This is a genomic window from Mariniflexile litorale (assembly GCF_031128465.2).
Taxonomy (GTDB): domain Bacteria; phylum Bacteroidota; class Bacteroidia; order Flavobacteriales; family Flavobacteriaceae; genus Mariniflexile; species Mariniflexile litorale.
Window position 1 is genome coordinate 356231 of record NZ_CP155618.1, and the last position, 15797, is coordinate 372027.

Annotated in this window: 6 protein-coding genes; all 6 read right to left on the bottom strand. The window is 32.7% G+C overall.

From position 1 onward, the window contains the following. Positions 1-8: 8 nt before the first annotated feature. On the bottom strand, positions 9-3032 hold the full coding sequence (locus QLS71_RS01445) for a TonB-dependent receptor (protein WP_308991312.1): 3024 nt from the start codon (positions 3030-3032) through the stop codon (positions 9-11). A 415-nt stretch (positions 3033-3447) separates the two neighbouring features. Then, positions 3448-4680, bottom strand: a complete 1233-nt coding sequence (locus QLS71_RS01450) for a DUF2264 domain-containing protein (RefSeq protein WP_308991311.1) — start codon at positions 4678-4680, stop codon at positions 3448-3450. Positions 4681-4830: 150 nt separating this feature from the next. Continuing rightward, positions 4831-7644 (bottom strand): LamG-like jellyroll fold domain-containing protein, encoded by a 2814-nt coding sequence (locus QLS71_RS01455; protein WP_308991310.1) that lies wholly within the window; start codon positions 7642-7644, stop codon positions 4831-4833. A 768-nt stretch (positions 7645-8412) separates the two neighbouring features. Continuing rightward, positions 8413-9435, bottom strand: coding sequence for a glycoside hydrolase family 43 protein (locus QLS71_RS01460; RefSeq protein ID WP_308991309.1), 1023 nt, complete (start codon positions 9433-9435; stop codon positions 8413-8415). 6 nt (positions 9436-9441) lie between these two features. After that, a complete protein-coding gene (locus QLS71_RS01465) occupies positions 9442-12603 on the bottom strand; it encodes a glycoside hydrolase family 2 TIM barrel-domain containing protein (protein WP_308991308.1) in 3162 nt (1053 codons plus the stop codon). A 263-nt stretch (positions 12604-12866) separates the two neighbouring features. After that, a complete protein-coding gene (locus QLS71_RS01470) occupies positions 12867-15767 on the bottom strand; it encodes a glycosyl hydrolase 115 family protein (protein WP_308991307.1) in 2901 nt (966 codons plus the stop codon). Positions 15768-15797 lie beyond the last annotated feature (30 nt).

The following is a 15797-nucleotide window of genomic DNA, read 5'->3' on the forward strand; positions in this document are numbered from 1 at the left end:
TTTAAAAATTAAAAGCTTAAATTAATACCAGTCATGATTGTACGAGACATAAAAGCAGCTCCCCATTGGTCTCTTCCTGCATTTTCCGGATCCCATCCATCAAATTTTGTTATTACAAAAGGATTTTGTACCGTAGCGTAAATTCTTAAACTCTTTGCTTTAAGCTTATCTAAAATTGAAGATGGAAATTTATAACCTAAAGTCATATAGCCTACTTTTACAAATGAAACATCTTTGTAATGTGCGGCAGAACCATATTCTCCTGGGTTACCTGGTTGGTACCATTCATTTGTAGGGTTTTCAGGCGTCCAATAATCTACATCATATCCATTAAAAGTTCTATTAGGTTGTTCTTGCCATCCCCATGCATAATTACTATGGAAATTACTTCTGTACATGTTACCTTGACTAATGTTAAGTAAAAAAGAGAAATCAAAGTTTTTATAGTTCATAGTATTAGTAAAACCTCCTGTCCATTTTGGAGTAACTTGCCCTATTACTTTTCTATCTGCAGATGTAATATCTCCACTTTCATCAACATCTGTCACTCTTACTTGACCAGGACGTTGACCAAATGTTGCTGCCTCTGCAGCCTCATCAAGTTGCCATATGCCTGCAAACTCATAATCGTATACGGCCCCAATTGGTTCTCCTACTTTATGTATAAGATTAGTACCACCAACATTAAAAATAATTTCATCATTTTGATATAATTTATCAAGTGTATTTTTATTAGATGCGAAATTAAAATTTGTGGTCCATCTAAAATTCTCATTATCAACATTCACCGTATTTATTCCTATCTCGATACCTTTGTTACTAGATTCACCTACATTACTAAAAGTTCCATCATAACCAGATACTGCTGACAATGGAGTGAAGAATATAATATCAGTATTTTTTCTATTATAATAATCAATGGATCCATTGATTTTATTGTTTAAAAAACCAAAATCAATACCTACATTTATTTCAGTAGTTTTTTCCCAAGTAAGATCAGGATTGGCTAAGCCACTAACATAAGCTGTTGACACAGAATTATCTCCTAAATTAACGGCATTGTTATCTAATAACGATTGTGATGCTAAAGGAACAAGCCCTCCTCCTTGGCCATTATTACCTGTTTGTCCATAACTCAATCTAAGCTTAGCATTAGAAAATGTTTGTTGATCTTGCATAAAATCTTCATCCATTATCTTCCAAGCAAATGCTGCAGATGGGAAAAATGCCCATTTATTCTTATCGGAAAGGATAGAAGCACCATCATAACGCCCTGTAAAAGTGAATAAGTATTTATCCATAAGAGTATAATTAATCCTACCCGTATAAGATTCTAATGTTTGTTTAGAAAAATCACTTGAAACTTCTCTAATGTCTAGTCCTGCATCCAAGTTATAAAACGTAAACTCATCTGTGCTGAAGTTTCTAACTTGATTATAGTATCCTTCTTTACGTTCTAAAAATCTTGAAACAACTCCAGTTACATCTAAAGCATGAATACCTTTTTCGTACTTATAATTGAAAATATTATCCCAAGAATAAGAGAAGTAATTTGAATTATTTACTTGAGCTCTTCTGTTTGCAGGATTACCACTTACACTTTTAGAATATAATGCACGATATTCTCCAAATCTATTATACTTAATATTTGGTGAAAATTTTGTAGTAACAGTCAAACCTTCTAAAGGAGTAATTTGTAAAGCTATATCTCCAATGTACTGTAAAAACTTGTCCTCTCTAATTTCATTTTCAGCCTCAAATAATGGATTTGTTATCTGAGTTTCCTTGCTTGTTGGAAAAAAACGTAAAGATCCATCTGCGTTATAAGGACGACCTATAGGTTTTAATCTGTAAGCACTTCTAAATCCTTCAAAACTTCCTTGGTTTTGAATAGCGGTAGTAATATAGTTACTAACGCTTATATTTAACCATTTGGTAAGATCACTTTTTAAACTTCCTCTAATATTATATCTTGTATAATCTTCTCCTCTGGCTGTTCCTTCATCTTTAGTATATGCCATACCTGTTGAAAAGGTTGTAACATCATTTCCTCCACTTAAACTAATAGTATGATTCGTTTGAAAACCATTATTAAGCATTAGGTCTATCCAATCTGTGTCTACACCATCAGCAACATTTTGTAATTCTTCGGCATCTAAATAATCAGATAAATTAACATCACTTGCTCTGTAGCTAAGATTCCCAGTAGGTGAAGCAAACACACCACCAACAGCAGCATCTTTTATAAGCTGTAAATATCCAGAAGCATTAAAAACAGATGGTAAATGATAAGCCTGTTTAAAGCCTATATAATTACTATAATCAACCTGTAACTTACCACTTTTACCACGTTTGGTTTCAATTAAAACCACACCATTACTTCCTCTTGACCCATATACAGCTGTTGCTGAAGCATCCTTAAGAATGTTCATACTGCTAATATCAGCAGGATTCAAGAAAGAAATATCATCAACAAAAATTCCATCTACAATGAAAAGTGGATTTTGCCCTGGAGTAAATCCATTTGCATTGTTAGAATTAATAGTACTCGCTCCACGAATACGTATATTAAAACTTCCTCCTCCAGGTTTGTTATCTGTACGTTGAATAACAACCCCTGCTGTTTGTCCTTGTAACGCAGAAATAGCATCTACCTTATTAGCTTGATCTATTTGCTTAGAACTAATTTGAGCTACTGAACCTGTTAAATCACTTTTCTTTACAGAACCGTAACCAATAACAACGACTTCATCTAACTGAGCTGCATCTTCCGTTAGTTTTACATCAAACTTCGAATTACCATTATAAGTAAGTTCTAATGTTTCGTAACCTAAATAAGAGAACACAAGTACATCACCTGATTTCGCTTTAATTTTATAATTGCCATCAAAATCTGTAGCACTACCAGTTGAAGTACCTTTAACAATAACATTAACTCCTGGTATTGGAACGTTTTGATTGTCTGTCACAACACCAGAAACATCGCTTTGTGCCCATGATGTTGATGATAAGCCTATTATTAAGGCTATCATAAAGAGTTTAATTTTACCCATATTATGTTTTATTTTAGTTTATAGTGGGGCTAAATTATTGTTAAAGACATGTTAAAGGATGGACATATTATTCCAAAATATGGATATTTTGTTCAGTACTCATGTTTAATAGGCTAATATGTCCATTTCACAAAAGCTTCCATGGTTACAGAGTGAAATAATCCTTAGTTGTGGACAAAATATATGTAGCTTTTTTATTTCTAACTTTCCCAGATTGTTAAAACATCTGAGGTTTTTGGTAATGCGATAAATACCAGAAGTTAATTGGAATTTTGAATTAAGGTATTTTTTTATGTATCTCAAATTCTAGCTAAACCTAACCCTTACTAATACACCTTAATATAATGAAAATGTTTTCTATTGTTATATACTACTACTTACATCTTCAATATAATTAATCTTTTATTGCATGATCAATAGCCGTGTTTTGCCCAGACCAGATCTTTTTTTGTGTCCAGGGTTGATAAGGATTACTCCAAAAAGCATCATTAGAAGGTAATCCAAGAACCAGAAAAGCTTCAGAACATAAATACAAACTTCCTGTAGAAATATACCCCTCACCAATATTTGGCTGATGGCCATATAAACCAATTTGTAACCAGCCATTTTTATTAAAAGTTCCAGGAGCATTTATTTGATTATAGATCATGGTATATAATGCAGAACGTACTTGTTCGGGGCTTATCTCTATAGGTAATTCTGTCCAAAGTGCTATTTGTGATAATAATTGAAACGCACCAAAACGATATGCTAGCGATCTACCAATGGGAGGATATGTTCCATCAGGTGAAATGAGGCGCTCTTGAATAGCTGCATAACGTTTAGCACGTTTTAATGCTACATCATAATCATTTTTAGCATTCTTATCTTTTTCATAAAGCACTTTTAAAATATCTAGTATCATGGGTTGAATAACAAAACTATTATAATAATCCCAATGAAAATTGGGTCCATCTCCATACATACCATCACCTAAATACCATTCTTTATGTTTGTTTAAAGGGTAGTCTAAACGCATCATATCTGCATCTGCATCAAACTTAAGTAATGCAGCTTCTATCATTCCTGAAAAAAGTAACCAATTACTATAATATGGTTTTATAACTCGTGTAGATTTTAAAGCGTTAATTACATTTTCTTTTGTGGTTGTATCTAAAGGCTCCCACAATTGTTTTGGTGCTCTAATTAGTGCTTGTGCAAAAAAGGCAGCGTCCACTAAAGGTTGTTTATCGTTGTTAAAATTCATAAAATCTGGCGACTTAGGATTCGTTGCATTATGAATACATTTTTGAGCTAATAAAATGTATTTTGCTCTTAACTTACCTTCCTCTGTTTTATCTGGTCCTAATTCCAACCAAGGAGCCATCCCTGAAAGCAACCTACCAAAAGCTTCTAGATATGTTACATGTGTACGATCGTCCCATGCGCCTGGAGATTTTTCTACTGGCATTAATTTTTTCAATTCGTTTTTGCTTAATGAAGTTAAAACAGGATCTCCAATTTTAATTAATGAAGACACGAAAAATTCTCGAACCTCTTTAGGTGTTTCTTCTTGTGAATATATTTTATTTATGGATAGAATAGAAATTCCCAAAACTATTAGGATGTATTTTAATTGATAAATCATATAAATTGTAGTTTAAAAATTCTTGACTTTATTTGAAATGTAAAATATAATTAAATTATAAAACACTTGTATCATTTTGAGTAATATAAAATATCTATAAGCAAAAAGACTATCTGCTGAATAGTCTTTTACTTTACATATAATATTATTTTAGTGTTTTATTAAGAGCTTTTTTATTGAGGTTTTTTCTCCTTTGTTTAATTTAAGTATATACATACCTGATGGTAATTTAGAAACATTTAGTTCTCCATGGGCACTATTTACGAAGTTTTTAGTTTTTAATAATCTGCCATTTATATCATATATATTGGCTGTTGTTAATTCATTACTATTATCTATAGAACTAAAATTTAATATATTATCTGCTGGTATTGGCCAAAAAGACAACCCTTCTATACAATTATTTTCACATGTTTCGGTTGAAAGGGTTTTATTATAAAGATTAGCAATGTCTTGAGCTGTTAATTCATAATTGTAAATTCTAAAGTCATCAATACGCCCACTTAATAAGGGATTTGTAGAGAATTGACTTTTCCCTATATAATTAAACATAGGTTTAAAATCGATAGGTCTAGCTGTTACGGTATTAGATTCATTAATTAAAATGCCATTAATATATAATCGTGCTGCGGTAGCTCCTAAAGTAATAGCCACATGAGACCATTGATTTTCGGTTAAGGCTACTGTGGCATCCAACGTTTGTAAACCACTGCCATTATTAATTCCAAATTGCACATATCCTGTACCAGAATATGGAGACATATACATAAATTCGTTTGGGTTGTTACCAAAGTCGAAAATACGTTGCCAAACATTACCACCATTCCAATACACCCATGTTGCTACTGTAATTTCTTCTTGATTTGCTATATCTGGTGGTACCTGCAAGAAAGAGCTGCCATTTAAAACCAAGGATTCTGAACCAATTTCACCACTATCGTATGAAATAGCTCCCGATGAAGCTGTATGATTTAAGTTTATTGATGTATCTAAAATGTTTTGCTCAAATTCATAATGAGCAACAAGGGCATTATTTCCACTAGTAGTTGCTGAAACTTCAACAGTATAAGAAGAACTATTTAATGAACTATCAACAGCCTTTATTTTGTAAAAATATTGCCTCCCTATGGTTACTGTATTATCTACAAATGATGTAGTAGTAACGTTTCTTCCTATAGTACTATAAGTTCCTCCAGCAGATTCTGCTCTAAATATAGTATAACCTGCAACATCTCCTTCAGGACTAACCGTCCAATTAAGTTGTATAGATTCTGGATTCCCTGTAGCTATTAAGTTAGTTGGTGCTGTTGGGGCATCAAATTCTACGGGTGCACCTATTGGTAAAAAACGCCATTGTTGGCTATGAGCATCTGTTCCTGTTTCTCGCTCCCATTGGCGAACGTTAGCATTATCTGTAATAGAAGCAGCATCTAAAAACTTACCACTTACACGACTACCAATAAAAAACCAACCATCCTCAGCATACTCAATAAACCAATGTCTGTTTAAACTTGAGCTATCTCCGGCAGATACTATATTCGTATTATTATCAAGACGAGAAGCATCAACTGCTAATTTTTGAATTGTAGCACTTCCTAAGCCAATTTTATAATAGGTAAAATCGCCTCCAACATCAGCAGGTACCATACTCATTTCCCACTGTTGGAACAATTGATCTGCATCTGAACCAATTACAATATTAGCACCATTGGCAGTAGAACCCCCTGCTACTTGTATTACCTTTCCACTTTCACGATTTACTAACTTATACATACCGTTAATAGCTGGCTGTACATCCTCTCCCCATTGAATATTGATAAGGCGTTCTGCGTTAGGTTGATTTTGGTGATAACCCGTACCTCCAGGCATTTGCATAAAAAACTCTCTTTGTGGGCCTTGTCCATCATAAAAAACAGCTCTGTCTTTAGAAACAAATTTGTACGATGTGGCTACCGCTTGCCTTTCTGATGCACCTAGGTAAGCTTCTACTTGACCATCATCATTACGGTATACTGCAGCCGCAGTCCAATTCCCTCTGTTTTCAGTATAAGCTAATCGAGACCCTTTTGTTGCTTTTAAAAAACGACCTCCTGTATACTCTGGTGTTCCCCACCATATACCCATTTGTAAACCATACTCAAGTCCTGCCATAGCTTCAATTACGTTATGCAATTCATCATTACTTGCATAGTTACCATCTTGTCTAACAAGTTCAAAAAATGATGCATAGTTAGCAAAACTTCCCGCTAATTGGTGCGTAGTACCTTCCTCGAGCGTATTCTTTAAATACGTATACCAAGGTTCTGCTTGATCCGTATTTAATGTACTTGAAGTAATTCGTACACCATCAAGTTCGGGTAGTTTGCGCAACTCTGTATTTAGAGCCAAACTGAATGGTTTATCTCCATTACCATATGTACTACCATTATCGCATTCATTACATGGCGCTACTGAAATTACGTTATGGCCTGCATCTTCAAAATAACGAATAGTAGCTGCAATGTTTGCTGCCCATGCCACTGGATCGTAACCACCATTAGATGGATCACCATAACTAGCATCAACAGAATTACGAATGCTATTCATGGTTAAGTTCATTGGGCGCCCTAATAAAGCAAGATAACCAAGACGTTTATTAAGTAACAATTTAATATCTGGATGAAGTTCATCATTATTTGGTCCTACCAATGGTAGATGAGTGAAATAGGATACACGAACTACATCAACGTTATCAATTCCCATGAAAGAAATAGATCTTTTAACATTAGTTTCATTTGCTTGTGCAGTGTCTAGGCCCCATACTAATGGTTTAGCAACACCTGTAGCATTTATATCGTAGATTAATATTTCATCTGCCGAAGGTTGAACTTCGAGATGACTACTAGTGCTCGTTTGGGCATTAATTTGCCATATCCCTATTGCAAAGAGCAAAAAGAACGAAATAAAAAGTGGTGGTTTTTTCATTAGTTTAGTTTATTAGGTTTAGTTATATCTTTTGTGTGTAGTTATAGATCACAAACTCCTTCTATACAGAAAAAATTTATTTAAAACATCAAAAGGCACTATGCAAAAAACATAAAATTATAAGATGCTTAGGGTAATAAATCGGTTGAAATTGGCGTACAAAATGCCTTATACCTAATTTATTCTTTAATTGTTTTAAAAAAGTAGGATGATTGCTTTTTAAACTATTTATAAGAATGAATTCCTGTAGTGGTTGGTTCTACAGGAATAATACTCCCGCCTACATTAAATTCTAATTTATTATGAATACTTTGCGGTTGAAACCAGCTGCAGCTCCCATAGTTACACCTTTAGGACGATTAAAACAGTGATAAACAATATATCACATGTTAGTCTCTGGAGTTTGTAGGGCATTATTCATGTATCTAAAATGGCATATCTTACTCCTTAATTTGGACTTCTTGCTATACCATCTTCAGATCACATAAAATAATACTTGCCATTTCTATAAAATGCTGTATTGTTCTGTTTTGATTTGAAAATTTATAGTTTTTAGTTAGTTCAACTATTGAAAATGTATATCCTACTGAACCATTCCTAAAATATTGAGGGTTTGCTGGCTATAACATTAATACCTGAAATTAATTGAAACTCGGTATTCAGGTTTTTTTATTTAAAGGAAGATAAATAGTATTATTTTCATCATCAATAGCCACATTATTCTTTTTAATTACTTCAGTATTAAACCCTATAAAAAAGCATTTTCTCCTATTTTCTCCATTTTTTTAAAAGAGACGCTTCTTCCGTTTGCGTTATTGGGATTACAGTACCATGACGTGGGTGAAAATTCATTGAAATGGCATCATCAACTACTGAAAAACTCATTAAATCTGTACTTTTTGTAAATTGATATTTTCCAGAGGTATACATATCATACATTAAAATATAAGTATCTGAACCAATCAGCTTAAAAATACTAGAACCCTCAACTGGTTTATCTGTTACGTTCATAAAACCTTCTAACTCCTTATATCCACTTGTTAAATTATCTGAAATAGCCTGCATAATCCCTTTTTTAGATTCATCTTCATTTTTGAAAAAGAGATGGTATTTTCCATCTTTATAAATAATATCGCCATCAATACATGCTGCATTGCTTGGACTGTAATATAATTGTTTTGGAACAGTTTCTAATCCTGTGAAATCTTTATTTGCATAGGCATAATAAATAATATCTGGACCTTTATCACCTAACATAGACCAGTAAATCATATATTTATTAGTATCCTTATCATAAATAGTTTGCGGTGCCCAAACACGTTTTACATCCCCAAACTCTTTAGGATAAGTTTCTGGTATGTTTATAACTGTAGATGACCAATTAATTAAATCGGTAGATTTCATTAAAACCATAGCATAATTATTCCATCCCTGTTCTGTCACATACAAATCTGTTACAACCATGTAGAATGTTGTTCCATCTTCACCACGCAAAATATGAGGGTCTCGCACACCGCCAGATGTACTAATAGCTTTAGAATCTATAATAGGTTCATTATTATTAAGTGCATAATAATTATAACCATCTTTACTTAGAGCATAACGTATTGACTCTTCTCCTGGGCCGTTTCCTACAAAATAAGTAAATAGATAATTTTTAAATTGAATATCATTTGTTGTAGCTGATTTGGTGTTTAAATCACTAGCTGTTTTCTTGTAAAGTTTATGACAAGATGTTAGTAGTAAAATAAAAAGTGCAAAACTAATCGCAAATATTCTTTGTAATTTCATCTCTTTTTAATTATTAGGAACAATTAAGAAACTGTATTCATATTTTTCATCTAAAAGCTTATAAGCATCATGTGTTTGTGCACCCCAACTCGTATCTCCTCCAACACCCATTTGTTTATAATCTATATTTAATGAGGTTAAATCTCTTGTTTGTACATCTACGGTATGTCTATTTGTAACCACATCGCCTTCACTTTGTCTGCCATCTGTGCGTTCTAAAGATTCAAAATCTTCCATGATAGAATGATGCGCACTAAAATCTATCGTTGGAAAGCCATAAATTTTTATGCCTTTTCCTGCTTTATTTCTAAGACTCAGCCATCTTACATCACTCTTATTTCCATTTTCTTGAGGACGGATGTAAGCCCAATTAAAATCTTCAACCCAGCCAGAATAAACGTCTATTTTAGCACCGGTTTTTCTATCTAAATAATTTTCGTAAGGTCCTCTTCCGTACCATGATACGTTATCAAACTCTTTTAAAAGCTGAATATTCAAACCGACTCTTGGTAAATCTGGCAAGTTGTCTTGTGTCTTTTCAAACGTGTTTTTTATTAAAATAGAACCATCAATTTTTATGCTATAGTCCGTTTGAAATTCTGCTATTTTAAGATTCTCTTCATTTAACAAATCATATTTCACAACAATTAAAGCATCGCCATTATGCATATTAGCTTTAATACTTGCTAATGTTCTATTCTTACTAGCATACCTCCAAACACGACTTTTTTTATGTAGATCATTTCCAAAATCGTTGTCAATGGGTGCTCTCCAAAAGTTTGGAGTAAATCCGTTTTTATCTTTTATGATGTTTTTACCGTCTTTAAAACTTAAACCTGTTAGGATTCCTGAATCTTTATTAAAAACAGCTTTCAAATTTTTATTACTAATTTGAATATTTTTTTCAGAATCTGATATACTTATACTTCCACTAGATTTTTCGGTTACAATCGGTTTAGGTGTATGTAATATAAATTGTTCCCACGCTATTTCGTGTCCTTTTTCAAGTACACCATTGGCAGCTTTAGTTAGTGCTGAAATTGTTAAAATCAATTCTTTTGATTTATCAAAATTCTTTGGTGTTTCTATAGTTATAACTGCTTTTTGTGATGGTGCTGCATCTACAGAATCTATCGTATTTTCAAAAATTATTTCACCATCTAACTCAAACTTATATGAAATGTTGAAATCACTTAGGTTTGTAAAATCAAAATTATTTTCAATTTCATAATTTTCTAAACTTTTTTTGAACTTAAGGTTTTGGTACACTTTCTTTACTTCCCATAAATGTGGTTTTGGAGCTCTGTCTGGATTTACTAATCCGTTTAAGCAAAAATTACCATCTGATGGCACATCTTTTGGTCCAAAATCGCCTCCATAAGCCCAGTATTCAGTACCATCTTCTGTTTTCTTGATAAGACCTTGGTCTACCCAATCCCAGATAAACCCACCTTGAAGCACAGGATATTCTTCTATAACATCCCAATAGTCTTTTAAATTCCCCACACTGTTACCCATAGCATGTGCATACTCGCACATAATATAAGGTCTGTCTGTATTATTTTTAGCATAGTTTATTAAACTATTAATACCGGGGTACATGGGGCAAACAATGTCTGTATTTCTATTTTCTCCTGCTTGTTCGAACTGCACCAATCTTGTAGTATCTCTTTGCTTAATCCAATCATACCCATCATAAAACACTTTACCATTACCACATTCATTCCCTAAAGACCAAATAATAATGGATGGTATATTTTTATCACGCTCTACCATATTTTTAATTCTATCCATATGAGCAGCTTCCCATTCTGGTAAATAAGCAACGTGTTTAGACTCATCGAAAGCGGCTTGATTTGTTGCTCCCATACCATGAGATTCAATATTAGCTTCGTCTACGACATACAATCCGTATTCATTACACATTTTATAAAAAGCTTCTGGCTGTGGGTAGTGTGATGTTCTTACAGCATTAATATTAAAGCTTTTCATAACTTTAATATCTTTCAACATGGTTTCAGCATCTACGTAATGACCTGTTCTATCATGATGTTCATGTAAATTAACACCTTTTACTAAAATAGCTTTTCCGTTAACTAACAATTGACCGTTTTTTTGCTCTACTTTTCTAAAACCTACTTGAGTCCCTAAACGTTCTATACTATTCTCTTTATCATCTTTTAGTGTGATAACTAATTGATATAAATATGGATTCTCAGCATTCCATGTTTTTACATTCTCTATTGATTTTTCAAATTGAACAGTTTTATTCTCAATTGGTTTTTGTTCATTTAAAACGTCATTTCCTTTAGCGTCAAAAAGTTGAAATTGTACATAACCACTCTTTTGAGCAGTTTCAGATAGTTTGATATCTAAAGAATACTTGCCATCTTTATAATCATTTTCCAAATCTGCATGAGACCAAAAATCTTTAACATGTGCTTTATCTCTTGCTAATAAATACACATCTCTGGTGATACCACTTAATCTCCAGAAATCTTGATCTTCAATATAACTTGCATCAGACCAACGGTATATTTCAACAGCTAGTTGATTATCTCCTTCTGTAATGTATTTTGAGATGTTAAATTCTGCGGGCGTTTTGCTATCTTCGCTATACCCCACTTTTTCACCGTTAACCCAAACATACATAGCGGAACTTACAGCTCCAAAGTGTAAAATAACCTCTTTAGTTAAATCATTTTTTGAGATGGTAAAGTTTTTTCGATAAGATCCTACAGGGTTATAATGTGATTGAATTGTAGGAGGTGTTTTCTCATGAGGATATTTAACATTGGTATAAATTGGAATGTCAAAACCTTGAGTTTCCCAGTTACCAGGAACAGTTATGTCTTTCCAATCTGAAATATCATAATCTGGTTTAAAGAAATAAAATGGTCTTTCTGAAGGTGTATTAGATAAATTAAACTTCCAAACTCCGTTTAAAGAAGTATAGAATGTTGATTTTGATGCATTATCTTCCTTAACCTCTTCTACTGTTTTGAAGGGAATAAATGAAGCTCTTGGTGCTTCTTTATTGATTCTAAAAACTTCTGGATTTTCCCAATCGTGAGGCACTTTTTCTTCAAAAGCAATACCTTCATATTTATGTTTAGTTGAACAAGCAAAAACGAGTAAGATGGGCAATAGTAGGTACTTTAATTTCATTAATTTATATTTAATCGATGATGTGTTTTCGAGTTTTAAAACAGGATAATTGTTTTAGTAGTTTATACTATTTAAGATACTAAATGACAGAGCAAAGAAGTTGAGAGACTAACATCTTTGCTCACGTCATAAACAACTAAACAAACTAAACAAACTAACTAAACAAACTAAACTAACTTTTATTTTAACTCTAAAAGGCCTTGTTATATACTATAATAAACTTACAAAGCCGTTAAAGAGTTATACTTATTTTTTTATAAAAACTACTTGGTTTTAGGGTTAACCAAGGTGGGTTTTGGACCTAAATAAGAGTTTTTCATACCACCAAAATCAACAACTACTTTTTGTATAACCATGCCTGGATTACCTGAAATCAATTTCAAAGTATGCTTCCCCGGTTTATCAATTAATATTTTACTTGTATTAATGGTGCTATTTCTAATAACATTTTTTTTCCAATCAAATGAGTATTCTGGTGAAGCTGTTGTTTCCCAACTTACCATACTATTATCTATTTGAACTCCATAAGTGGTGCCATTTTTTTCATCTTTACCAAATAATGGTAAGGCATAGGTATGTACGGTTACCCAACCTGCTGTTTCTGAATAAAAATCGTACTCTACACTCGCATTTCTCCAACCTTTATCTACAATAGTTCCTAATTGAACACTATTTCCCTCATAACCTAGTTCTTCAATAACTTGAATTTTCATACCATTCTTTTCGTACTTTCTAGAAAATTCGGAAGGCGAAATAGAAACGACACCGTTATCTTCAACATAAAGAACATTTAACTCTTCTGCGCTTGTTGCCGGGTTATGTAATGACAAGTGAACTTTTTCTATCTGATCTCCTGCATTTATATGAATCTCTCCTTTAATGTTAGTTCCTACTGGAGCTTTGGACCAATCAACAGTAACATTAACGGTTTCTTGCGTACTGGTTTTTCCTTTATTTTTACTAAGTAAAATCCAGCTATTATCTGTTTTAGCAGACCATTTTAAATCGTTTTTACCTTTATTAAAAACCTCAATACTATGAGATTGTTTTGTAAACTTGTTAAACCTAGGTAATACATTAATAGTATTTATTGAAGATCCACTTGGTATAAACACACCCATTTCTGAATTTTCTGGTAAATCTATTTTTTCTGTTTCAGGGAGTTGAATTTCTGGAAGTCTTTCTGGAGCGGTCATTATTCCTGTCCATTTCCCGTTTTCTAAGCCATTATAATGTGCTGTAATTTCTGTTAAACGAGCATCATATGCTTTAACATCATCAATCAAACCATTTGTAGCAGCTCTACCTTGTTGCGCATACCAACGGTTTTTTTGAGCCGCTAACATTTTTTTACTCACTAATGATGATCCTACTACAGGATAATATAGGAGATGATAAAAACTTGATTTATATTGATCCGGTAATTCTTTAAGAAGTTTTTCTGCTTTACTAGCTATTCTATCGTATTCATCAATACGATTTTGTGCTTCATTATAATTGGTAAAAGAAAACTCTGTATCGATTATTCGTTCTTTAGCATCGATACTATTCCAACGCCAATCCCAACCCATATATTCTGGTTTACGTTCAAAACCTAAATGGAAATAACTGTTATAAATATCTTTAAAATCTTCTTTGTATTTATTTCCAAAAATGGAGGCTAAAAAAGAACTATTGTAATCTGGTACGGTATTATAAGTTACCATATCAATATCCCAAGCTAAGTCTAAGAAAAACTGCATTCCCAACTCACCTGGTTTAATATCGCCAACATTAAGTAACCAATAACGGTCTGCCCCATTTTGGTATGCTTTAAACATTTCCTCATAAATTAGAGCTGGTGGGGTTGTATTTAACCACAAATAATCGTTAGGTTCTCCTAAATATGATATGTGATAATAAACTCCTGCACCTCCTTTACGTTTCGCTTCTTCATTATCACTTAACTTTTTAATATAACCAAAATTGTCATCTGGCCAAACTATTGTAACATCGTCAGGTAATTTCATACCACTTTCATAAATGTCTAAGACTTCTTTGTATGGAACAAATATTTGTGGGATTTCTTCTTTAGATTTTTTAATATATTTTGTTAATATATCTCTTTCGGCATCTATAACTTGTTCTAAAACATTTGCTTTAGTATAACCTTCTGGTACATCTTTCATTCCTGTATCGTGAATACCACGCATACCAACTGTGTATATGTTTTCAAATGGAGCGGCTTCTTTTACTCTTTTATCAAGAGCAGCAAGTACCCCTTTTTTATTTCTTACATAATCCCAAGCTCCATCAATTTTTTTATCCCATTCTGTAGTGTTATTATACAGCAATGGTTCTGCATGACTACTAGTCATCATAATTGCAAATTTATCTGCAACCATTTTATTTTCTGGATATTTATAAAAGGCACCAGTAACCTCGTGCATAGCGGGCGCTAACATGTTTGCTTTTAAACGAAGAAGTAATTCGCAAACTTTCTCGTAAGTATTTGGTCCAATATCATTTATTTGTGGATCCATTAATTTTGAAGCCCAAGGTTTTAAACCCCAATCTTCGTCATTTATAAATACACCTCTATATTTAACAGAAGGTGCTTTTGATATAAAATCTATATCAGCAATACTAAGTTCTTTTCTTTTAACAGTAGGCACATCTGCCCACCAATACCAAGGAGAGACTCCAATGGTTTTGGAAAGATCGAAAACACCATAAGCGGTTCCTCGTCTATCACTACCTATTATTACTAAGGCATTGTCAACATTAGGTAATGGATTTTTAACTGTTTTATACAAATATCTTTCCCAATTACCTTCTAATTCTGTACTATTTACTTTACCGCTTTTTATTAACTGATTTATTAATTTGCTTTTACCAAGCGTACCAATTATAATAGCATTTTTTGCTTTTGGCTTGTTACTCGATACTACAGGTAATTTAGCAGTAACTCGCTCTATATCTTCAGCTAATAATTTTGATGCCATTTTTACAACTTCAAAATCTGAAGCATCATAATAAATGGTAGCCGTATTATTTTTATTTACAATAGAGAAAACTGAGGCATCACCTGTTGTGTTAACTAAACTTAACTGTGCTTGTAACGTATTAATTCCTAGTGTAATTACAAATAGTGAAATTAATTTACTTAGATGATTTGTTCTCATTGATAAAGTATTTTTGTTTAAATTTAATTT